The 22,354-nt window shown below is 38.6% G+C and carries 20 protein-coding genes; 1 reads left to right on the top strand and 19 read right to left on the bottom strand.

Annotated elements, in window-relative coordinates; genetic code table 11:
• Positions 1-40: 40 nt before the first annotated feature.
• The 19 genes from NQ505_RS18200 to tsaD all read right to left on the bottom strand — a co-directional run bounded on the left by NQ505_RS18200 (position 41) and on the right by tsaD (position 17,643).
• Positions 41-1,162: a universal stress protein gene (locus NQ505_RS18200; RefSeq protein WP_004306068.1), complete on the bottom strand. Its 1,122-nt coding sequence runs from the start codon at positions 1,160-1,162 to the stop codon at positions 41-43.
• 77 nt (positions 1,163-1,239) lie between these two features.
• Complete coding sequence (locus NQ505_RS18195; RefSeq protein WP_004295969.1) at positions 1,240-1,530, bottom strand: hypothetical protein; 291 nt, start codon at positions 1,528-1,530, stop codon at positions 1,240-1,242.
• A gap of 128 nt (positions 1,531-1,658) precedes the next feature.
• A complete protein-coding gene (locus tag NQ505_RS18190) occupies positions 1,659-2,492 on the bottom strand; it encodes a tetratricopeptide repeat protein (RefSeq protein WP_032853596.1) in 834 nt (277 codons plus the stop codon).
• An 18-nt stretch (positions 2,493-2,510) separates the two neighbouring features.
• A complete protein-coding gene (locus NQ505_RS18185; protein WP_004325924.1) occupies positions 2,511-4,340 on the bottom strand; it encodes a BatD family protein in 1,830 nt (609 codons plus the stop codon).
• 31 nt (positions 4,341-4,371) lie between these two features.
• A complete protein-coding gene (locus tag NQ505_RS18180) occupies positions 4,372-5,094 on the bottom strand; it encodes a tetratricopeptide repeat protein (protein ID WP_004295972.1) in 723 nt (240 codons plus the stop codon).
• Positions 5,095-5,102: 8 nt separating this feature from the next.
• On the bottom strand, positions 5,103-6,131 hold the full coding sequence (locus NQ505_RS18175) for a VWA domain-containing protein (protein WP_004295973.1): 1,029 nt from the start codon (positions 6,129-6,131) through the stop codon (positions 5,103-5,105).
• A 45-nt stretch (positions 6,132-6,176) separates the two neighbouring features.
• Complete coding sequence (locus NQ505_RS18170) at positions 6,177-7,160, bottom strand: vWA domain-containing protein (protein WP_004295974.1); 984 nt, start codon at positions 7,158-7,160, stop codon at positions 6,177-6,179.
• Positions 7,161-7,209: 49 nt separating this feature from the next.
• Complete coding sequence (locus NQ505_RS18165; protein ID WP_008775675.1) at positions 7,210-8,298, bottom strand: hypothetical protein; 1,089 nt, start codon at positions 8,296-8,298, stop codon at positions 7,210-7,212.
• On the bottom strand, positions 8,298-9,167 hold the full coding sequence (locus NQ505_RS18160; protein WP_008999635.1) for a DUF58 domain-containing protein: 870 nt from the start codon (positions 9,165-9,167) through the stop codon (positions 8,298-8,300). The genes NQ505_RS18165 and NQ505_RS18160 overlap by 1 nt, the downstream gene beginning before the upstream one ends.
• Positions 9,168-9,250: 83 nt before the next feature.
• Positions 9,251-10,246: an AAA family ATPase gene (locus NQ505_RS18155; protein ID WP_004295977.1), complete on the bottom strand. Its 996-nt coding sequence runs from the start codon at positions 10,244-10,246 to the stop codon at positions 9,251-9,253.
• A 237-nt stretch (positions 10,247-10,483) separates the two neighbouring features.
• The gene (locus tag NQ505_RS18150) at positions 10,484-11,896 is read right to left on the bottom strand and encodes an HU family DNA-binding protein (protein ID WP_008999634.1); all 1,413 of its coding nucleotides are present in this window, start codon (positions 11,894-11,896) and stop codon (positions 10,484-10,486) included.
• Between the two features lie 12 nt (positions 11,897-11,908).
• Complete coding sequence (locus tag NQ505_RS18145; protein ID WP_008999633.1) at positions 11,909-12,181, bottom strand: HU family DNA-binding protein; 273 nt, start codon at positions 12,179-12,181, stop codon at positions 11,909-11,911.
• Entirely contained in the window at positions 12,174-13,484 is a 1,311-nt protein-coding gene (gene rimO / locus NQ505_RS18140) for a 30S ribosomal protein S12 methylthiotransferase RimO (RefSeq protein ID WP_008999632.1), read from the bottom strand. The genes NQ505_RS18145 and rimO overlap by 8 nt, the downstream gene beginning before the upstream one ends.
• The gene (gene ftsY / locus NQ505_RS18135) at positions 13,481-14,440 is read right to left on the bottom strand and encodes a signal recognition particle-docking protein FtsY (protein WP_004295981.1); all 960 of its coding nucleotides are present in this window, start codon (positions 14,438-14,440) and stop codon (positions 13,481-13,483) included. The genes rimO and ftsY overlap by 4 nt, the downstream gene beginning before the upstream one ends.
• Before the next feature lie 138 nt (positions 14,441-14,578).
• The gene (locus NQ505_RS18130) at positions 14,579-14,737 is read right to left on the bottom strand and encodes a DUF4295 domain-containing protein (RefSeq protein WP_004295982.1); all 159 of its coding nucleotides are present in this window, start codon (positions 14,735-14,737) and stop codon (positions 14,579-14,581) included.
• A 16-nt stretch (positions 14,738-14,753) separates the two neighbouring features.
• Positions 14,754-14,942 carry a 50S ribosomal protein L33 gene (gene rpmG, locus NQ505_RS18125; protein ID WP_002560155.1) on the bottom strand — a complete coding sequence of 63 codons (189 nt, stop codon included), beginning with the start codon at positions 14,940-14,942 and terminating at the stop codon, positions 14,754-14,756.
• Positions 14,943-14,963: 21 nt separating this feature from the next.
• Positions 14,964-15,224, bottom strand: a complete 261-nt coding sequence (gene rpmB, locus NQ505_RS18120; RefSeq protein WP_004295983.1) for a 50S ribosomal protein L28 — start codon at positions 15,222-15,224, stop codon at positions 14,964-14,966.
• Between the two features lie 122 nt (positions 15,225-15,346).
• Positions 15,347-16,579: a competence/damage-inducible protein A gene (locus NQ505_RS18115; protein ID WP_004306075.1), complete on the bottom strand. Its 1,233-nt coding sequence runs from the start codon at positions 16,577-16,579 to the stop codon at positions 15,347-15,349.
• Between the two features lie 44 nt (positions 16,580-16,623).
• Positions 16,624-17,643, bottom strand: a complete 1,020-nt coding sequence (tsaD, locus tag NQ505_RS18110; RefSeq protein WP_004306076.1) for a tRNA (adenosine(37)-N6)-threonylcarbamoyltransferase complex transferase subunit TsaD — start codon at positions 17,641-17,643, stop codon at positions 16,624-16,626.
• Between the two features lie 200 nt (positions 17,644-17,843).
• On the opposite strand from tsaD, the gene NQ505_RS18105 reads away from it, so the two are divergent.
• Positions 17,844-22,301, top strand: coding sequence for a translocation/assembly module TamB (locus NQ505_RS18105; protein WP_008999631.1), 4,458 nt, complete (start codon positions 17,844-17,846; stop codon positions 22,299-22,301).
• The last annotated feature ends 53 nt before the right edge of the window (positions 22,302-22,354 follow it).

The raw sequence follows: 22,354 nt of genomic DNA, 5'->3' as shown, positions 1-22,354 counted from the left end.
TATTCCCTAATCTTGGATGCTCATTTTTTGCCTGATTTGATCAGCTGTTAATAACAAGCAATGGTGTATCTGAATGGAAAATCATTTTTCTGGCAATACTTGGATTAAATAATCGAGCAAATATATTCCTTTTGTAAGAAGTCAAAGTGATTATATCTATATGATTATCTTTGATATACTGATCAAGTCCTTTTAATAAATTATCATTCATCACTACGTCATAATGAATTTCAAGCCCCGGATATTGCTTGTGAAAATATTCTTTTATACCTGCTAGTTTTATTTCATTCCAGGTATCTTTAGAATCTGTAAGGTGTATCAAAGATACAGAAAAATGGAATGATTTCCAAGTATTAAAGAATGCCTCGAAAGCAATTAGATCTCTTTGATCAAAATTGGTAATAAAGGCAATCCGTTTTGCTTCACTAAACTGTTTAAATGGTGTATTTTCCGGAATAGCCAATACAGCCGTGCGACTCCTGTCAATAACTTCAGCGGTTACACTGCCAATTAAATCAATGTCTTTCTGATTTTTGCCTCGGGTACCCATAATGATAACCATAGGACGCTGTTCTTTAGCATATCTTAAGATTTCCTCCTCTGGAATACCTTCACGTAAGATGCAGCTATATTTAACGTTGGGAAATTCGCCTGATGCAACTTTTTCTTTTATCTTCTCTGATAAAGCATTGAGATCAGAATGGACTTTTTGGATAATCGTTTTTACAGATTCTTCATCTCCAATCTGGTAATTGAAAACATCCCCATAAGGCAACGACGATGCATAAATAGGCGTGAAATAGACATGCAACAGGATGACTTCTGCATTTTCTGTTTTTGCCAGGTTGAATGCAAATTCACATGCTTTCATCGAATAATTAGAGAAGTCGACGGGAATTAAAATCTTATTTGATTTATCTTTTACTTTGGGCTCCTTCTCTCCCACTATACTTTCAGACAGCCATGTAGAACTTTCTGTTATTTTCAAAGCACGTGGCAGATCGCTTTCTTTAATTCGTAAACGCACTCCCGATGAAACAACCGGTTGTATTTGATTAACGTTATGAATGTAGGTTTCTATACCTTCATTTTCCAAGACATTCTTTAAGATCTGCGCTTTGGTGTATGTCAGAATGGCCAGGGTTACTAATTTGTCTTCCATAAATGTACATTTTATAAGGTGAAAACAAATAAGAAATCCCAATTGTTTGATTCAATTGGGATTCAGTTTGTTATATTTTAAACTTGCACAGATTCGGTAGCCTGTTCTTTTTGCATACTCATATTCAATTCATCTAGGATTTTTAAAGCCCGATCAAGAACGGTCGTGTCATCCAACATTACAAGCCCACCATCTGGACCGGGCTCGAGATGTATTCCGACGCTTTTTCCCTCCTTGAAATTGTGTCCTCCGAAGAAGTTTCGCACTGTATCTACGTGCAAACCAAGTTCGTCTGCTATTCTATGCATGCTACCGCTAGGCAATGAATCTTTAATTTTACGAAGTTCATTAAACGTTATTGTTCTCATGTCTCATAAATTTAATGGTTAATACTATGTGATTTTTTTATCACGCTATAAACTTAAGCAAAAAAAAAGATAAAACAAATTATTTGCTTATCTTTTTTTCTTGAATATATAAAATCTATTAATGACCTTTATATCACCTCGATAGCAGAAGCAGGTACCCACCCGACTTTTCCATCTTCCAGTCGAATTTCTTTCCATTCTTTCATAGAGTTGTCTTTGACACTTACCTTTCTCCCTTCATGGAGAATAAACAAGCTAGTTCCACTCTCGCTTGGAGTACTCCGTACTGTTACACTCGGATTCATTACTATCGCCTCACTTCGATTAACCAAATGCTCTTTTTGTTGCGAAGCAAAAAGATTAGAGCAAACAGTGACAATCAGCAAAATGATTCCTGATATGAATCCTATTTTCTTTAACATAATCTGTTTGGAGAATATAAAGAAATAGAGAGCGATAATCAATAGAATAAAGGAGACAATACCCCATGTGGCCCATGCATCTACGCTCATACTATTTGTCAGAGATTTGATCCATGAAACAAAGAATACTTCGGGAACAGGTTCAACCTTGTCTATTGTTTTTGCACGTGCCACTTCAAGATTAGCACGGATGTCACCATTTCCTGGTTGTAATAGCAGAGCACGCTCATAATTTAAAACAGCTTTCGCTATCTCCCCTATTTTATAATAACTATTTCCCAGATTGTAATAGACGTCGGCAGCTTCTCCATTTTTCAGTAATGCTTCATATATCTGAATAGCTGCTGCATAATCTTCTTTTATATATGCGGAATCTCCTTCAGCTTTTGTTGCATCTTCCAGTGTATTACTGGAAAATGTGGTATGCGAAGCGTGGATAGAATCAACTCCATTCGTTTGTCTAGTATCAATGCTTAACGAATCTTGTCCGAAACAAGTAAGCGACATTGATAATAATATAAAAAATAATATCTTTTTCATGACATAATCTCTTCTGGGTTAATGTTTTATTGAATTCTCCATTTTGCTTATTACTTCTATTGAAGAAGAATAAACTTTATCCATAGCTTGATTCTCATCACCTGGAGCAAACCGGGCAAATTCACAATCATTCAATGCATTCAGGAATTCTTTGATTAGTTCCTCATTTACTCCGTGATTTCTTAGTTTCTCTTCAATATTATCTTTAGATAAACGAGATACCGGAATATTCAGTTTGTCACTTATATATCCCCACAATGCCTTTAATACCTCATCGTAGAAAGCATCTTTTTTATTTTCGGAGAGTAATTTTCCTGCAAGCTTCATACGCTTCGTTGCCACTTTATTTGCTTTCTTCGTACGCATTTTAGCAACATTTGCATTTTCAGCAGCTTGCTTACGATAAATAATAAAGAAAATAATAAAGGCAAGAGCCGGAATGATATAGAACAACCAATATGTCATTGAACCATAGAAGAAACTTCCTTTAGGTTGGAGAGTAACTTCATTCTGTTTGATATAACGGATGTCTTCACCTAATACTTTCAAGTCCTCTTTATTCGTGAAGTTAGCAATTACTTGATCCGCATTACCTGCACCTTTCTCAACATTTACTACATAATCTTCTGTTTTCAGTGTTTTATAAGATTTGGAGCGAATATCAAAATAGCTGAAAGATACTCCCGGAATCTTATATGTTCCGGCATGTCTCGGAATTGCCAAATATTCAATAACTTTATTGCCTGTGAGCCCTTCCCGGGTTAATCTGACTTGATTGTCTACTTTGGGATCATATACTTCAAAATCATCCGGGAATTTAATTTCCGGATTAGAAATCAACTTCAGGTTACCTGTACCGGATATTACCAGTTTAATAGTAATAGCATCATTGGTTTTCAGTTCCTTACTGTTGATAGAAGAAGATATATTGAACTCTCCCACTCCACCTGAAAAATCTGCAGGTTTACCTGTAGGAAGCGGATTGACATTTATTGCTATCTTAGGAGTGGAAATATTTTTTTTAATTTCAATGACATTACTTCCTCCATTGAAGAAAGCATCAAAAGGATCATCTGATTGCACAGGTTTTCCGATAGTCATCTGGAACTGTGCCGGATCAATATATAGCTTTCCTGATTGTTGCGGGAAGAGAACAAACTGGCGATAAACCGTTGTATAGTAATTACGTCCCTGATAATGCTCCGGAGTCCATCTTGCATTGGTTGTCATTTCTATTTCTTGAGAATGGAAACCTTTAAAGTCGGGCAATTTCGCATTATTAAGTTGTAAGTTGGATTCTCTAGTGTATATTTTATAGGTCAGGACAAAAGCCTCCTGTTCATACACATTTGTTTTACTGGCACTTGCCATAATAAAAAGGTCCTGATTAGAGACACTTGTACCAGATGAGGAATGTATAGAACCACTACTACTATTATTTTGTCCGCTATTGCCACCCTGATCTTGTGGCAATACTTTAATCTTTACTGAGTTTGACACCATTTGGTCACCATCGGCAACAATGGAGGCACCGGGTATTGTGTATTCTCCGGCATTATTAGCCATTAATATGTATGTAAATGTAATACTACTAGTAGATGTAACATTACCATTCACTATTTGAGTACTACTTTGTTGTGAACGGCTTGGACCCATCAATACATCAAAACCTTTGATTGATGGTGCCCGAAAATCTTTCACTTTTTGTGTAGTTACAATATACGACAGCCTGAATTGTTCGCCTACTACCACTGCATCAGGAGCAGAAGCAGTAAAAGACACCTTATCAGCAAACACATGAGTGCTATATGCTATCAATGCCATCAATATAATAATCAGTTTTTTCATTGCTTATGAAATTTATATCATCAACTTTATATTACCAATCTTTTTCCAAGCGACCGCCTTGCATAACTTTTTGTTGCTTCTTCACTTTATCCTGCACATCTTTCTCGTCCTGCATGACAGAATTCAGTAATTGTTCAGCATTTTCCTTTGACATCTGATTATCTTGTTTCTTTTCAGATTTCGGTGGTTGCTGCTGATCTTTCTTTTCATCTTGTTTCTGATCCTTCTGTTTGTCTTTATTCTGGTCCTGTTTCTGATCTTGTTTTTGCTGATCTTTGTTTTGGTCCTGATTTTGATCTTGATTCTGCTGATTTTGTTGGTCTTTCAGCATTTTCTGTGCAAGAGCCAAATTGTACCGGGTTTCATGATCGGTAGGATTATTACGCAGTGACATTTTATATGCATCTACAGCTTTGGCGTAGTCTTTACCAGCCTGGAAAATTACCCCCATATTGTGATAAATATGGGCGAGTTTCATTTTATCTTTTTCTATTTTGCTGGCCGATACATATTGTTCCATGGCATCCTGAAACTTTTGCTGTTGCGAAAGGGTATTTCCCAGATTATACATGGATACCGTAGACTTGGGATTAGCTTCCAAGGCCTTCCGGTAGTTCACCTCTGCATCAACAAATACGCTATCATTAAACAGACGGTTTCCCTTACGGATATAGTCGCGTTCTGCTTTCTGAGCCGATACACCAGCTGCCGCTAACAGAAATACAGCGAATAGAATATATTTACTTTTTAACATACGTATAACTATTTCTTATTAGAAAACAGGTGAATGTTCTTAAATAAAGGATTTTTGCGATCCAGAATTAAGATTTCTGCCAATAACAATAGTAGAATAACCCATGCAATAGCCTGGAATTGTTCGTTAAACTCCGTATATACTTTCGACTCTACATCAGACTTCGCCATTTTATTCACTTCTTGATTGATGGCCTTTTGGGCTGAATTAGAATTATCTACTCGTACATATATACCTTTTCCTTCTTTTGCAATTTCCTGACACATAGCTTCATTCAAACGGGTAACAATCACATTACCTTCCCGGTCGCGGCGGTAATCATTCGTTCCTTCCACCGGTATTGGAGCGCCATCAGGCATACCTACTCCCAATACACTTACTTGAATACCCTTTTCTGCCGCAGCTTTGGCAGCTTCCACTGCACCACCTTCATGATTTTCACCATCAGTAATAACAATAATGGCGCGTCCTACCCCTTCTTGCGGAGTGAAACTACGGGCTGCCAGATTGATTGCTTCCCCAATAGCTGTACCCTGTTTAGAAATCAACGAAGGACTAATGGATTCTAAGAACATCTTAGCGGAAATATAGTCACTTGTAATTGGCAGCTGTGTAAAAGCGTCACCGGCAAATACAATCATACCTACCTTATCATTATCAAGCTCATCTACTAATCTGGATATTAATCTTTTTGCTTTTTCTAAACGGCTAGGCTGTACATCCTGCGCTAACATAGAGTTTGAAATGTCCAAAGCAATAATTACCTCTACTCCCTTGCGTTTAACCGTTTCCAGTTTTGAACCGAATTGAGGGCGTGCCAGTAATACGGAGAACAAACCAATAGCAACAAAAATAATCCAGAATTTTACATCCGGACGATATTTGGATACGTCAGGCATTAACTGAGCCAACAAAGTCGGATCTCCGAAACGTCGGATATTCTTTCTCCTCTTGTAATTGGAATACAAGTAGAAAGCTGCTAAAAAAGGTAATAGCAGCAATAAATATAAATATGTAGGTTCTCCAAATCGAAACATCTTCTTACTATTTTATGATTGGCAAATAACGATTGACAAACATCCTTATGGAATTTTCTTGAGTACCGAATTACGTAATAGTACTTCCAACAAGACACAGAGGAAAGCTGCTAAAGCAAACCAATGATATTCTTCGTCCCGCTTACTATACTCTTTTACATTCAGTTTCGTCTTTTCCAGTTTATCAATTTCTTCATATACTTCTTTAAGCTTCGAGTTGCTCGTAGCCCGGAAATAGTTACCATCTGTCGTTCCGGCAATCTCTGTCAATGTCTTTTCATCAATTTCTACCGGCATACTTACATATTGCACCGTATTTCCGACTGGATAAGGATAAGGAGCCATTCCATTGGTACCTACTCCGATGGTATATACACGAATACCAAAGCTTTTTGCTATTTCTGCCGCTGTCATAGGCGAAATATCTCCCTTGTTATTAGTACCATCCGTCAATAGGATAATAACTTTGGATTTCGCTTTGCTATCTTTTAAGCGGGTTACAGCATTTGCAATACCCATACCGACAGCAGTACCGTCAGTGATAAGACCACATTTGATATTATGTATCATATCCAACAGTACAGCATGGTCTACAGTCAACGGACATTGGGTGAAAGTTTCTCCTGCAAATAATGTAATACCGATATTATCATTGGGACGTCCATTGATAAACTCTGCAGCTACGTCTTTAGCAGCTTCCAGTCTGTTCGGCTTCAAGTCTTCAGCCAGCATACTGGTAGAAACGTCGATAGCCAGCATAATATCAATTCCTTCTATCTCACTGTTCTGCCACTTATTAGTAGTTTGCGGGCGTGCAAGAACCAAAATAACCAGTACTAAAGCAAGGCAGCGTAATAGAAATGGAACATGCAACAAATAATTCTTATAACTTTTAGGTGTATGTGCATATACCCGGGCATCTGAAATTTGAAGAGTTGCTTCACTTTTCTTTTGCTTCAGGATATACCATACAATATACGGTATAAGCAATAATAGCAAAAACAGATATTCAATATTGGCAAAAACCATTTTATTTATGATTTAACAGTTTACTATTTAGTATTAAGCTATACATCCTTTATACAAAAAGATTGTATAACTGTAGACCTATATATATAAAGGTACCGATCAATGCTGCTGATAACAATGCAATTCCACAAATCAGCATAGCTTTAACACGTAAAGAACGTTTCTCAATAATAGTGATTTCCGTTGGTTGCGGTTTCTGATTTTCCTCTTCCGGTTGTTTGGTCTCATTGATAAAATCAATGGCATTAATCAAATTGGCATCGTTTTCATTCATCTGAGGATTATGCTTGGCGAACTTCACTAAATCAGCAGTCTGGAACAATAGTTTTAGGTCTGATATGGCCTCTTTATCATTCATTTCCAATAACTGATCGATTATTTCAGAAGAAGTCATTTCCAATGCATTAAATCCGAAACGATCCTTAATATATGTACGAATAGCATCGGTAAGTTCGGTATAGTACTCCTTCGATAGCCCTTTCTGCCATACCTTCTCTGTCTTGATACGTTCTATCTCTTTCATTGCAGCCTGATGTGGCGGCAATTTAGGTTCAACTTTAATTTTACGGATAATCGGTTTATTATCACGTATGCGAACAATCAGATAGATCAGCAAGCCAAGCAAAGGTAAAGCCAAGAATGAACAAGCGATCAATCCATACCAGTCTTCCCATGCAAAAGGAGCTTTCATCACAGGTTTTTGTCCGAAGAACTGGTCCGGATGTAAGGTGTCAACCGGCATTGAATATACTTTTAATGCGAGAGCTTTGGAGTTGTACACTTTCCCATCTACGGTAACTGGCATTGGCGGCAGATAATATAGAGCAGAGTCAAAAGAAGTGATAATGTACTCCTGCGTAATCACCATCCGCTGACGATCATTCAGGAATTGGGTATCTGGTTTGACTGTTTCTATAATTTCCACACCTCTTACCAGTGTATCAGTGTAAGCAGGAAAAATAGCACGCTGTTTGGCATCCATGGCTACTTGCAGTTGCACTTTCGCCTGTTCGCCGATCAGTATCTGCAGTGAATCAATTTTTGCTTCTACTGTAACAGACTGTGCTACTGCTTTACTGACAAACAATAGACCTAATAATGCTATCAGAATAATATTTCTATTCATCTTTGATTCCATTAATTTCGTTTGGCAAATAAATTCAACAATGCCTTTACGTAATCCTGATCGGTTCTGACGGATACAGCATCTACGTTACTTTTGGTAAAAGTATCGTTCAGTTCAGTCTGCTTTTGTATCCACCAGTCGCGATGTGCCCGGCGTACAGCTTTGGAAGAGGTGTCAATCCATTGTTCATGCCCAGTTTCTGCATCTTTGATTTGCATCAGTCCTACTGGAGGAAGATCACTGACTCTCCTGTCGTATACTTGCAATGCTACTACATCATGTTTCCTGTTAGCAATGGTCAGCGCATTCTTAAAGCTTTCCTGATCAATAAAATCTGATAAGATAAATGCAGTGCAACGCCTTTTCATTACGTTTGTCAAATATTCCAAGGCAAGACGAATATTTGTGCGACGGCTTTCCGGTTGGAAATCAATTAATTCACGGATAATATACAAGATATGTTTACGTCCTTTCTTGGGAGGAATAAACTTCTCTATCCGGTCTGAAAAGAAAATCACACCTATTTTATCATTATTCTGGATGGCAGAGAAAGCAAGAGTAGCAGCGATTTCCGTCACCATATCTTTCTTTAACTGCTTGATCGTACCAAATTCCAAACTTCCGGAAACATCAACCATTAACATAACTGTCAGTTCACGTTCTTCTTCAAACACTTTCACATAAGGTTTATTGAAGCGCGCAGTCACATTCCAGTCTATGTCACGTATATCATCACCGAATTGATATTCACGGACTTCCGAAAATGACATACCCCTACCTTTGAAAGCCGAATGATACTGGCCTGCAAAGATATTGTTAGACAATCCTCGTGTCTTTATTTCAATTTGGCGAACTTTTTTTAGTATTTCACTTGTTTCCATTTATACAGTAGTTAATTAGTAGGTAGTTAAGTAGTCATGCATAGATATTTGTGACTACTTATTGACTGTATTATAACTACAGATTAGGGTACTTCAACCTTATTCAGAATCTTACTGATGATTTCGTCCGAAGTCATGTTGTTAGCTTCAGCTTCGTATGTCAATCCGATACGGTGACGAAGAACATCATGTGCTACAGCACGTACATCTTCCGGAATAACGTAGCCGCGACGTTTGATGAATGCATACGTACGAGCAGCTAAAGCCAGATTGATAGACGCACGAGGTGAACCTCCGAATCCGATCATATCTTTCAGTTCCTTGAGATCATATTTTTCAGGGAAACGAGTTGCAAATACAATATCTACAATATAACGCTCGATCTTCTCATCCAAATAGACTTGACGAACAACCTTACGTGCTTCAATAATTTCATCCGCTCTTAGAATAGGTTTCACATTAAACTTCTCACCATTGATATTCTGACGAATAATCAATTTTTCTTCTTCCAACTTCGGATAATCAATGACTACTTTCAGCATGAAACGGTCAACCTGTGCTTCAGGAAGCGGATAAGTACCTTCCTGTTCGATAGGATTCTGAGTTGCCAATACAAGGAAAGGTTCCGGTAACATGAATGTTTCTTTACCAATAGTAACTTGACGTTCCTGCATTGCTTCCAGCAAAGCACTTTGTACTTTTGCAGGAGCACGGTTAATTTCATCAGCTAATACAAAGTTAGCGAAAATAGGTCCGCGCTGCACTTTAAAAGATTCATCTTTCTGACTGTAAACCATTGTACCGATAACGTCTGCAGGCAATAAGTCCGGCGTAAACTGGATACGGCTATATTTCGCATCAATCAGAGAAGCGAGTGTCTTAATAGCCAAAGTTTTCGCCAAACCAGGCACACCTTCCAAGAGGACGTGTCCATCGGAAAGTAATCCGATAAGCAGTGATTCAACCAAATGTTTCTGACCAACAATGATTTGGTCCATACCTGTCGTAAGATTGGTAACGAAAGCACTTTGTCTTTCAATCCGCTCATTTAGCTCGCGGATATCAATTGATTCAGCCATAAATACTTAATATTTTATTATTTAAATCCCATTAATTTTATGTAAGCCTTGCCTGTGTCATAAGGCTTTTTATTTTGCCCCAAAAGTACGCCATATAATTAACGATTGCAACTAATTTTTATTAAAAAACAATGCGAAATCTTTAGATTAAGGTACTTTCATACGCTTTTGTACATCCATAACACTTCACCCGACCAATACAGGATTTGCATGGTCGGGTGAATGGATTATAACTACTTATTCTTTTGTGAGTTCCGGTATTTCAATAGTTGTGCCATACGGTACATTGTTGGGGTTCTTAATAACCTTCGGATTGTGTTTCACAATGTATGGCCACATTGCCTTTGTACCATAAAAACGCAAGGAAACCCTAGTCAAAGTTTCTCCTTCTTTGATTGTATATTTTGTCTTGGTTCCCGTAATCTTATAAGATGCTGAATCCAGATAGGCAGAAGTAGCAGGTTGTTGTGTAACCGTTTGAGGTTCTGCTTTGACAGGAATAGCTTCTTCTTTTTTGGCAACCGGTTGTGTCGTGGTAGCGACTTTGGATACATCAGGCGTTATTATTTTTGTAGTATCCTTATGTGCAATCGTATCAGAAAGTTGCGCTTCCGGTTGAACGGGTTGAGTCGTCACAGGCGGCATATCCAGTGCATTCTTGTCAGATGAAGAAGAAAATAAATCCGGATAATAAATAAATAGAATGACACCTCCACATAATAACAAAACGACTACAATAACAGCTATTAAATAAGGTACAGGAGATTTTTCCTTCACCGGGGCTGTCTTTTTAGAAACCGGTTGGGATATTTGTTCCGGTTGGACCGGCTTTATCGTTTCTTTTTCAGCAGGAGGCACTATGGGAGTCACAGGTTGCAGATTTGCTTTTAGAAGCTCTTGCTCTATAATCTTTTCGGCAGTGATCTTTTCTTTTTCTTCTTCTATAGATGCTGGTTGCTGTTCATCGATTGTCACTTCCTCCTCCGGAACCTCTTCATCTTCCAACTGTTCTACCTTTTCTTCGATATTAGTCTCTGTAATGATCTCTTCAGGCTCTTTAGGAGATGTCTGTTCTGTCAATTCCTGTACTATTGCAGATTCCTCAGTAATAGCAAGTTCTTCAATGGACTCTTCCACAAGTGGGCGACTGGCTATTTGCTCTTCTTGAATCGGCTCTTCTTCTGAAAGATTATCAGTACCTTCATTTTCTTCTATCGCAGTAGTTTCAGAATTATCCCCCATCTCATTCGAGACTGCCTGTGCTGACGCTTCCTCTCCTGTTTCTTCTTCCTCAGTCTCTTCTATCGGAGTATCTTCCAGAATTGTATTTTCATTCAACACAACAGTCTCAAAGTGTGCAAAAGGTTTGTTTATCGTATCCCTTAAATTTGCATCCGGAGAAAATGAGACTTTTGTATGTCCTTTTATCTGGAAACGCTCTCCTGTGTTGACATTGACACTTTCCCGGCTATCTACATCAATAAGTTTGAAAGTTCCCAATCCTTTGATTTTTACAGTCTTTTCGTTCTCCAAGGCTTGTTCTATCAAGAGGAAAAACTCTTTAACAAACGCTTCGGCGTCTTTCTTGGTCATGCTATGTTTGGCTGCCAATAAGTCAGTAAGGTCTTGAATTGTTAGTCTTTCATTCATAACGGGAAATATTTATTTAAACTTATCTTTCAATGTATTGCTAGGTCTATACGATAATACCAATTTAGGTGGAACCAGCATGCGTTGTTTACTTGCCGGGTTGATTGAAATCCGTTCCGCTTTCTTTTTCACTTCAAAAGAACCGAATCCTTGAATTGCAACCACATTACCTTCTTCCAATTCTTGTGTCATACTGGACAACAAAGAATTCATCAATTCGGAAGTATCCTTGATTGTGTATCCCAATCTTTCCGCTAGTTCGGATGTAAATTCCTTATTATTCATAGTCATTTATAATCTTTGCATATAAATCAAAATCGTCTGCATTCATCACTTCTACCTGATAAAACTGTCCGATCTTAAGCTCTCTCTCTGAACGATCAATCAATACTTCCGGATCTACTTCCGGTGAATCAAATTCTGTCCGTCCGATATAATAATCTCCTTCCAGACGATCGATGATAACTTTCATCTGTTTACCGATCTTTTCTGCACTTAACTCTGCCGAAATACCTTGCTGGATATCCATCAATTCATCAAGTCGGGCTTGTTTAACCTCTTGTGGAATAGAATCTTCGTATGTTTCTGCAGCATAAGTCCCTTCTTCTTCGGAATATGCGAAAGCACCCATTCGATCAAAACGTACTTTACGTACAAATTCTTTGAGATCTTCGAAGTCTTCTTCAGTTTCTCCGGGATGTCCTACCATTAAAGTCGTCCTCAAGTGAATGCCCGGCACTTCTTTACGGAATTGTTCGATCAATTGGTAAGTATCCTCTTTGCTCACTTGTCGGCGCATTAACTTCAACATATTGTCACTGATGTGCTGAAGGGCAATGTCCATGTATTTGCATACATTGTCACGTTCGCGCATAACCCGGAATAAATCTGTTGGAAAATGTGCTGGATAGGCATAATGCAGGCGAATCCATTCCACCCCGGGTATATCAGAAATACGCTCAATCAATTCCGGAAGCATTTGTTTCTTATACCGGTCGATCCCATAATAAGTCAATTCTTGTGCGATCACCTGAAATTCCTTCACGCCTTGCGATACCAGGTATCGTACTTCGTCCAGAATTTCTTCTATTGGCTTGGAAATATGGTGTCCTGTAATAATGGGAATAGCACAATAAGAACATTTACGATCACATCCTTCTGAAATTTTCAGGTAAGCATAATGCTGGGGAGTTGTCAATGTCCGTTCGATATATAATTCATCGTGATAGACCTTTCCCAAGTCCTGCAAAAGCTCCTTCCAATTAAACTTTCCGTAAAATTTGTCTACCTGCGGTATCTCAACAGCTAATTCCTTGAGATAGCGTTCGGAAAGACAACCCATCACGAAAAGTTTCTTTAAATCCCCTTCTTCTTTTCTTTCAGCGAACTCCAGAATCATATTAATGGATTCTTCTTTGGCATCACCAATGAACCCACATGTATTGATTACCGCAATTTCCCCTTGCGGATTTTCAGTGTCATGAGTTACGCTGTATCCGACTTCCTCCAATTGGCGCATTAGCTGCTCGGAGTCAACCAGATTTTTAGAACATCCTAAAGTAATAATATCTATTGTTTTTCTTTTCATGCATTTTCTCCAAACAAGGAATCAACGAATTCATTTTTACGGAATACCTGCAGGTCTTCCATGCCTTCGCCTAGTCCGATATACTTAACAGGAATCTTGAATTGATCGGAAATACCAATCACAACACCACCTTTGGCGGTTCCATCAAGCTTAGTGATGGCCATAGCGGTAACTTCCGTCGCCAAAGTAAATTGTTTGGCTTGCTCAAATGCATTTTGTCCGGTGGAACCGTCCAGTACCAATAAAACTTCATCCGGTGCATCAGGTACCACCTTCTTCATCACATTCTTAATTTTGGTCAGCTCGTTCATTAAGCCCACCTTATTGTGCAGACGACCGGCTGTATCAATAATAACCACGTCTGCGTTATTGGCAACAGCCGAACTAAGGGTGTCATAAGCTACAGATGCGGGATCTGCTCCCATTTTCTGTTTGACTACGGGAACTCCTACCCGTTCTCCCCAAATCATTAGCTGTTCCACAGCTGCAGCGCGGAAAGTGTCGGCGGCTCCCAGGTAAACGGATTTACCTGCTTTCTTGAATTGGTAAGCCAGTTTACCAATGGTCGTAGTTTTACCTACCCCATTTACTCCCACAACCATAATGACATAAGGTTTTCTTGCGATGGGTACGTCGAAATCAGCTACATCACCCGAATTATTTTCAGTAAGCAGAGCTGCTATTTCGTCACGTAATATAAGATTCAGTTCCTGAGTATTTACATACTTATCTGCAGCTGCACGTTTTTCGATGCGCTTGATAATATTTAAAGTTGTTTCTACACCTACGTCAGATGTAATCAGCACTTCTTCCAGATTATCTAATACTTCATCGTCTACTTTTGACTTGCCAGCCACAGCACGAGCTATTTTACTGAATACGCTCTCTTTGGTTTTAGATAATCCTTTATCTAAAGTTTCCTTCTTCTCCTTTGAAAAAAAACTAAAAAATCCCATATTTACACTTGTTTGTATAATACATTTGCTACAAAGATATAACAAAGGATTGGAAAAGTAAAAAAAGAAGCAATAAAAAATCCCCTCATTGTTCGCCAATGAGAGGATTTTGCAGTTATAGCGTATATGCTATTTCGATTATTTTTTGAAAAAGTCTTGTACTTTTTCGTTCGGAACCATTTGTTCATCAAAAACGTATGCTCCAGTTTTCGGAGATTTTACCATTTTGATAACCTTGGTATAAGCACGACCTTCTTTAGAACCTTCGTGCAAACTTGCTACTGTTTTCTTTGCCATGGGTTATACTACTTTATTATTTAATTTCCTTGTGTACTGTTACTCTCTTCAGAATCGGGTTGTATTTTTTCAACTCAAGTCTTTCTGTAGTATTCTTTCTGTTCTTAGTTGTGATATAACGAGATGTTCCCGGCATTCCACTGTCTTTGTGTTCTGTACATTCCAGAATCACTTGTACTCTGTTACCTTTTGCTTTCTTTGCCATTGTAAGTTTTCTCCTCTACGTTTAGCCGATTACTTTAATGCTTTTCCAATCACAATAACCTTTAGCCACTGCTTCAGTCAGCGCAGCATCCAGTCCTTTTTTGTTGATAATACGCAACCCGTTAGCACAAATGCTAAGGCTGATCCAACAATCTTGTTCTACATAATAGAACTTTTTGTTAAACAAGTTCAAATCAAAGGTTCTTTTAGTTCTTCTCTTTGAGTGTGAAACATTGTTGCCAATCATGGCTTTCTTTCCGGTAATTTGACAAATCTTCGACATTTCTATCTTATTTTTATAGTTTTATATCTATACTTCTTTCAAACAGGACGCAAAGTAAGCACTTTTATCCGTATAAAACAAGAATTTCCTAAAATAATTCACTTCCAGGCTCCTATTTTTCTTTATTTGAGTAAATCACGGAGCATTAATAGTGCATTATTGCCTGCTCTTTCGATATTCATGCTTCTTCCGCGGTTCGTTTCCTGTTTGTAAGTACGAATTTCGTTTTTATAACCAGCGGCTATCCAAACAGTTCCCACCGGCTTCTCGGGAGTACCCCCTCCAGGACCTGCTATCCCTGAAGTAGCAACGGCGCAATCGGTTTTTAGTGCTTTCATCGCACCTTTTACCATTTCAATCACAGTTTCTTCGCTGACGGCCCCATGTTGCTCCAATGTTTCGGAGGAAACGTGTAAAAGTCCCATTTTTACTTCATTAGAATAGGCTACTACGCTTCCGTTAAAATATTCAGAACTACCGGCAATGGAGGTCAAACGTGCGGCAATACTGCCTCCGGTACAACTTTCTGCGGTGGAAACGGTCAATTTCTTCTTTTTTAAAAGTTCACCGACTATAACTTCCAATGGCGTATCTTCTTCACCGAAAATGTCTTCACCAAGTATTTTCTCTAATTTTACCTTTTCACGTTCAAGAAGAACTTTTACTTCTTCCCTGTTTTGTCCGCGTCCTGTCAGTCTAAGACGAATAATCCCCAGCTTAGGCAAATATGCCAATTTGATACATTCTGGCAGAGCACTCTCCCACGGTTCCAGTTTTTCTGCCAATACGGATTCCGGATAGTGTTGTACAAGAAATGTTTGATGCATAATTACATCCGTTTGAAACCTCTCGTGCAGCTTAGGTAATACACTTTCTGTCATTACGGCAGTCATCTCTTGCGGAACGCCCGGCATGGAAACAAGTACCTTTCCATCTCTTTCGAACCAGCTGACAGAAGCACTTCCTACAGGATTATTTATCACTGTACAATCTTTCGGAACCATTGCCTGGCTTTTGTTGAGTGCATTCATTGGTATTTTCCCTGCCAGTACCCGTTTTACATTTTCGAATACTTCTTCACTGAAAACCAGTTCTGTATGAAAGTATTTGCATAAAGTTTGTTTGGTGATATCGTCTTTGGTAGGTCCGAGTCCTCCGGTTACTAAAACAATATTCACCCTTTCCATCGCATTATCAATCGCTTCCAAGATTTCCTTTTCCCGGTCACGGATTGAAACAATACGAAGAACCTCAATGCCTATTTTATTTAATTCCTGCCCCATCCAGGCTGAATTAGTGTCGACAACCTGTCCTATCAACAGTTCGTCGCCAATGGTTATTATTTCGGCAAACATACTTCTTAGTTTTTATCCTATTATATATAATAAGGTATACCCAATTATAACGTCACACGAGAATAAGCCGGAAGATCAATAGAACAAAAGTCCTTATCCAGATATTTGAAATATCCGGTAATGGCGATCATGGCTGCATTATCAGTCGTATAACTGAATTTAGGGATAAAAATGTTCCAGCCATATTTCTCGGCATGTTCCCGGAAAGCATTACGCAATCCATTATTTGCAGAAACTCCTCCGGCCACAGCTATTTCATTAATCTTATATTCTTTGGCGGCTTTTCGTAATTTATCCATCAGAATATCCACTACAGTAGCCTCCAATGATGCTGCAAGATCTACTTTATGGTGTTCTATGAAATCAGGATCTTCCTTTAACCAGTCGCGTAATGAATATAAAAAGGAAGTTTTCAATCCGCTGAAGCTGTAATCTAAACCAGGAATATGCGGTTTGCTGAATGTAAAAGCTTTCGGATTTCCCTGACGAGCCAGTTTATCAATGATCGGTCCGCCGGGATAACCAAGTCCCATCACTTTAGAGCATTTATCAATAGCTTCACCTGCGGCATCGTCAATAGTCTGTCCAAGAATCTCCATATCATTATAGGCTTTGACCAGTATGATTTGTGAATTTCCTCCAGATACCAGCAAACAGAGAAATGGGTAAACAGGTTGTCTCTCTTCTTCTCCTTCCGCTTTAATAAAATGAGCTAAAACATGTCCGGTCAAATGATTAACATCAATCATTGGGATGTTTAAAGAACGAGCGAATCCTTTTGCAAAGGAGACTCCAACAAGCAAAGACCCCATCAATCCCGGTCCGCGAGTGAAAGCTACCGCGCTCAACTCTTCTTTGGTGACGCCGGCACGTTTTAATGCTTCATGTACTACCGGTACGATGTTTTGTTGGTGTGCCCGTGAAGCCAACTCGGGTACTACTCCACCGTATGCTTCATGTACGGCTTGACTTGATACCACATTTGACAGCAAATAACCATCCTTGATTACGGCTGCCGACGTATCGTCACAGGAGGATTCAATTCCTAAAATTATTGCACTCATAAGTATTTAAACTATTAAACGGTGCAAAAGTAATCATAAAACTACGATTCGTAACGAACTATTTTATATTTTTGTTCGCAAAATAAAAGTTATCGCATATCAGAACGCTGAAAAAGACTGTACGCTGGGTAGTAGGTATTGTACTGGGAGTATATATCGGGACTATTGTTTTGCTGAATATACCAAACATTCAGCAAGCAATGAGTGTATTTGTAGCTGAAGAACTTTCTGAAGTTTTAAATACAAAGGTAGTGATTGGTAGAATTAATATGGGTCTATTGAACCGTATTATTATTGATGATGTATTGCTTGACGATCAGAGTGGTCAGGAAATGCTCAAAGTCACACGTTTGTCTGCCAAGTTCGATATTATGCCCTTTTTTAAAGGAAAGATATCCATTAGCAGTGTCCAGCTTTTCGGATTTAATATCAATCTCCGGAAAGAGACTCCGGATTCCCCTCCTAATTTTAAGTTTGTTTTGGATGCTTTTGCTTCCAAAGATACCGTGAAGAAAGAAAACTCCCTTGATTTGCGTATTAATTCCATCCTGATTCGTCGTGGAAGGATGTCTTATCATGTGTTGTCGGAAGAAGAAACACCGGGGAAATTTAACGCTAAGCATATTCAGCTTCAAAATATCATCGCTAATATATCGCTGAAGGCATTAAGTAAGGACTCTTTGAATTTAGGGATCAAGCGATTGAGCCTTGATGAAAAAGCATCCGGCTTCTCTTTGAAAAAAATGAGTTTGAAACTGGTTGCCAATAACAAGCAGACAAACATTGATAATTTTACAATAGAATTGCCCGAAACCTCTCTCAAGCTTGATACCATTCATTTGGAGTATGATAGTTTGAAAGCTTTTGACCGTTTTACAGAACAGGTGCATTTCTCTTTCCGTACTTTGCCATCGCAAGTTACTTTAAAAGATATTTCTCCTTTTGTCCCTATCCTCTCGCATTTCAAGGAACCGGTGACGTTGGATATGGAGGTGAAGGGAACTGTGGATCAGTTGACTTGTTCGCATCTGGAGATTACAGCCGATGACCGTCAGTTCCGTCTGCGAGGAGATGTATCGCTTCAGGACTTATCGCGTCCACAAGATGCGTATGTATATGGAACTCTTTCCGAACTTTCGGCCAATACCCGCGGAGTCGGTTTTTTAGTGCGTAATTTGAGTCCTAATTATAATGGAGTTCCTCCTCTTCTCGAACGTTTGGGCAACGTGAGTTTCCAGGGAGAAATTTCGGGATACTTCACGGACTTAGTTACTTATGGACAATTACAAACGAGTCTTGGAAATGTAAAGACCGACTTAAAATTGAGTTCTGATAAGACAAAAGGATTGTTTGCGTATTCCGGAGCTGTCAAAACAGAGGATTTTCAACTAGGTAAATTATTGGATAATGAGGAATTGGGAGAAATTACTTTCAATCTGGATGTACATGGCCGACATATTGCTGACCACTTGCCTGCCGTAGAATTGAAAGGACTGATTGCTTCGATAGATTATAGCAGATATAGATATGAAAATATCACACTGGACGGAGAATACAAACAAGGCGGATTTAATGGAAAGATTGCGTTGGATGATCCTAATGGCTCTATTTATCTGAATGGAGACGTAAATGTTGCATCCAAAGTTCCTACTTTTAATTTTCTTGCAGTAGTCAATAAAGTACGCCCACATGATTTGAATCTTACGACCAAATATCCTGATGCAGAGTTCTCTTTAAAACTGAAAGCCAATTTTACAGGTGGATCAGTGGATGAGATGATTGGAGAAATCAATGTGGATAGCTTGGAATTTACAGCTCCGGATAAAGCATATTTCATGCAGAATATGAATATCCGGGCAACCAAACAAAATGGAGAAAATCAGCTTAGATTGACTTCCGAATTCCTGAAAGCAAGCATAGAGGGAAAATTCCAATATCACACATTGCCTGCCAGTATTCTGAATATTATGCGGAAATATGTGCCGTCTTTGATATTACCTCCCAAGAAGCCGATTGAAACCCATAATAACTTTTTGTTTGATATACATATATATAATACGGACATTTTATCTACGATATTTGATATACCGTTAACGGTATATACTCATTCTACGTTGAAGGGATATTTTAATGATGCTTTACAACGCTTGCGTGTAGAGGGATATTTTCCCCGTCTGCAATATAAGAACAACTATATTGAGTCAGGTATGATTCTGTGCGAGAATCCGGCAGATCATATTCGTGCACGGGTTCGTCTGACTAATTTGAAAAAGAAAGGAGCAGTCAATCTATCTTTGGATGCACAAGCTAAAGATGACAATGTCAGTACGACTTTGGATTGGGGAAATAATGCTGCAGCAACATATAGCGGGAAATTAGCAGCTGTTGCCAAATTTTTACGTACAAGCGGAGAAAAGTCATTGTTGAAAGCGATGGTGGATGTGAAACCTACTGATGTTATTTTAAATGATACTCTCTGGAAGATACATCCTTCGCAGGTGGTGGTCGATTCCGGACGAGTGGATGTGAATAACTTCTATTTTAGTCATCAGGATAGATATGTACGCATTAACGGCCGGCTTTCCGAGAATCCTAAAGATACTGTAAAGGTTGATCTAAAGGATATAAATATGGGATATGTATTTGATATTGCAAGTATATCCGACGATGTAAATTTTGAGGGCGATGCAACAGGAACGGCTTATGCAAGCGGAGTGCTTAAAAAGCCTATCATGAATACTCGTTTATTTATAAAGAATTTCTCACTCAATCACGGTCGTTTAGGTGAACTGGATATATATGGTGAGTGGGATAATGAAAACAGAGGTATCCGGTTGGATGCATCCATTCAGGATATATCTCCTTCTCCATCGCGTGTCACGGGTATTATTTATCCATTAAAACCCGAGAGCGGACTTGATTTAAATATTGAAGCAAATGAATTGAATCTGAAATTCCTCGAACATTATATGAAGTCTATTGCCAATGATATTAAAGGGCGGGGAACAGGAAAAGTACATTTCTATGGTAAATTTAAAGGGTTGAACCTGGATGGTGCGGTTATGACAGACGCATCCATGAATTTTGATATTTTAAACACACATTTTGCTGTAAAAGACACTATTCATCTGGCTCCTACTGGATTGACATTCAATAATATACATATCTCTGATATGGAAGGACATTCGGGGAGAATGAATGGATATTTGCATTTCCAGCATTTTAAGAACCTAAACTATCGTTTTGAGATACAGGCAAATAATATGCTTGTGATGAACACAAAAGAATCGACAGATATGCCTTTCTATGGTACGGTATATGGTACCGGGAATGTATTGCTCTCTGGAAACGCCATACAGGGGCTCGACGTAAATGTGGCTATGACTACAAATAGAAATACTACCTTTACTTATATTAATGGTAGTGTAGCATCGGCTACTAGCAATCAGTTTATCAAATTTGTAGATAAAACACCTCGTCGTACTATTCAGGATTCTGTTCAAGTAATCTCATATTACGAACAAATACAGCAAAAACGTCAGGAGGAGGAGGAAGAGCAGAAAACAGATATCCGTTTGAATATTCTGGTGGATGCAACTCCCGATGCCACCATGCGAATCATCATGGACCCTATTGCCGGAGATTATATCAGCGGAAAAGGTACGGGAAATATCCGAACGGAATTTTATAATAAGGGCGATGTGAAAATGTTCGGTAATTACCGGATCAATCAAGGAGTATATAAATTTAGTTTGCAGGAGGTGATCCGTAAAGACTTTATTATCAAGGATGGAAGTACAATAACGTTCAATGGTGCACCTTTGGATGCTAACATGGATATACAAGCTTCATATACAGTGAATTCCGCTTCTTTGAATGACTTGATACCGGATGCTTCGGCTATTATTCAACAACCCAATGTACGTGTAAATTGTATCATGAATCTAAGTGGTATGCTGGTACGACCGACTATCAAACTGGGTATAGAGCTTCCGAATGAAAGAGATGAAATACAAACATTGGTACGTAATTATATCAGTACGGAGGAGCAAATGAATATGCAGATTCTTTATTTGTTGGGTATTGGCAAGTTCTATACGGAAGATGCCCGTAATAATAATCAGAATTCGAATGTGATGTCATCGGTGCTCTCATCTACTCTTTCCGGCCAGTTGAATAATGCACTTTCACAAGTCTTTGAAACGAATAACTGGAATATCGGTACGAATTTGAGTACGGGTGATAAGGGTTGGACAGATATGGAAGTAGAAGGTATTTTGTCGGGACAATTATTGAATAACCGTTTATTGATAAACGGAAACTTCGGTTATCGAGATAATCCGATGGCTAATACTAACTTTGTAGGAGACTTTGAAGCAGAATGGCTGATTACCCGTTCGGGAGATATTCGTTTGAAGGCTTATAATGAGACAAATGACCGTTATTACACAAAAACAAACTTGACTACACAAGGTGTAGGTATCATGTATAAAAAGGATTTCAATAAATGGAGTGATCTATATTTCTGGAATAAATGGCGGTTACGCAATAAGCGGAAACAGGAAGAAGCTGAAAAGGTGAAACCGCAACAAACGGACAGTATCACTGATAAAACTGCTAAATCGGCAGTGAAAAGAAAACGTGTACAGGAGCAGTAAAAAATAATAAACGATGACATATCCACCAGGAATTATGTCATCGTTTGTTGTTT

It is taken from the genome of Bacteroides sp. D2, assembly GCF_025147085.1.
Classification (GTDB): domain Bacteria; phylum Bacteroidota; class Bacteroidia; order Bacteroidales; family Bacteroidaceae; genus Bacteroides.
This window is presented reverse-complemented; position numbering and strand designations above follow the sequence as displayed.

What these genes read in the sequence shown, in the direction of transcription:
- NQ505_RS18200 (WP_004306068.1), bottom strand. Translation starts at nt 1,162, where the DNA reads ATGGAAGACAAATTAGTAACCCTGGCCATTCTGACATACACCAAAGCG.
- NQ505_RS18195 (WP_004295969.1), bottom strand. Translation starts at nt 1,530, where the DNA reads ATGAGAACAATAACGTTTAATGAACTTCGTAAAATTAAAGATTCATTG.
- NQ505_RS18190 (WP_032853596.1), bottom strand. Translation starts at nt 2,492, where the DNA reads ATGAAAAAGATATTATTTTTTATATTATTATCAATGTCGCTTACTTGT.
- NQ505_RS18185 (WP_004325924.1), bottom strand. Translation starts at nt 4,340, where the DNA reads ATGAAAAAACTGATTATTATATTGATGGCATTGATAGCATATAGCACT.
- NQ505_RS18180 (WP_004295972.1), bottom strand. Translation starts at nt 5,094, where the DNA reads ATGTTAAAAAGTAAATATATTCTATTCGCTGTATTTCTGTTAGCGGCA.
- NQ505_RS18175 (WP_004295973.1), bottom strand. Translation starts at nt 6,131, where the DNA reads ATGTTTCGATTTGGAGAACCTACATATTTATATTTATTGCTGCTATTA.
- NQ505_RS18170 (WP_004295974.1), bottom strand. Translation starts at nt 7,160, where the DNA reads ATGGTTTTTGCCAATATTGAATATCTGTTTTTGCTATTATTGCTTATA.
- NQ505_RS18165 (WP_008775675.1), bottom strand. Translation starts at nt 8,298, where the DNA reads ATGGAATCAAAGATGAATAGAAATATTATTCTGATAGCATTATTAGGT.
- NQ505_RS18160 (WP_008999635.1), bottom strand. Translation starts at nt 9,167, where the DNA reads ATGGAAACAAGTGAAATACTAAAAAAAGTTCGCCAAATTGAAATAAAG.
- NQ505_RS18155 (WP_004295977.1), bottom strand. Translation starts at nt 10,246, where the DNA reads ATGGCTGAATCAATTGATATCCGCGAGCTAAATGAGCGGATTGAAAGA.
- NQ505_RS18150 (WP_008999634.1), bottom strand. Translation starts at nt 11,896, where the DNA reads ATGAATGAAAGACTAACAATTCAAGACCTTACTGACTTATTGGCAGCC.
- NQ505_RS18145 (WP_008999633.1), bottom strand. Translation starts at nt 12,181, where the DNA reads ATGAATAATAAGGAATTTACATCCGAACTAGCGGAAAGATTGGGATAC.
- rimO (WP_008999632.1), bottom strand. Translation starts at nt 13,484, where the DNA reads ATGAAAAGAAAAACAATAGATATTATTACTTTAGGATGTTCTAAAAAT.
- ftsY (WP_004295981.1), bottom strand. Translation starts at nt 14,440, where the DNA reads ATGGGATTTTTTAGTTTTTTTTCAAAGGAGAAGAAGGAAACTTTAGAT.
- NQ505_RS18130 (WP_004295982.1), bottom strand. Translation starts at nt 14,737, where the DNA reads ATGGCAAAGAAAACAGTAGCAAGTTTGCACGAAGGTTCTAAAGAAGGT.
- rpmG (WP_002560155.1), bottom strand. Translation starts at nt 14,942, where the DNA reads ATGGCAAAGAAAGCAAAAGGTAACAGAGTACAAGTGATTCTGGAATGT.
- rpmB (WP_004295983.1), bottom strand. Translation starts at nt 15,224, where the DNA reads ATGTCGAAGATTTGTCAAATTACCGGAAAGAAAGCCATGATTGGCAAC.
- NQ505_RS18115 (WP_004306075.1), bottom strand. Translation starts at nt 16,579, where the DNA reads ATGTTTGCCGAAATAATAACCATTGGCGACGAACTGTTGATAGGACAG.
- tsaD (WP_004306076.1), bottom strand. Translation starts at nt 17,643, where the DNA reads ATGAGTGCAATAATTTTAGGAATTGAATCCTCCTGTGACGATACGTCG.
- NQ505_RS18105 (WP_008999631.1), top strand. Translation starts at nt 17,844, where the DNA reads ATGAGTGTATTTGTAGCTGAAGAACTTTCTGAAGTTTTAAATACAAAG.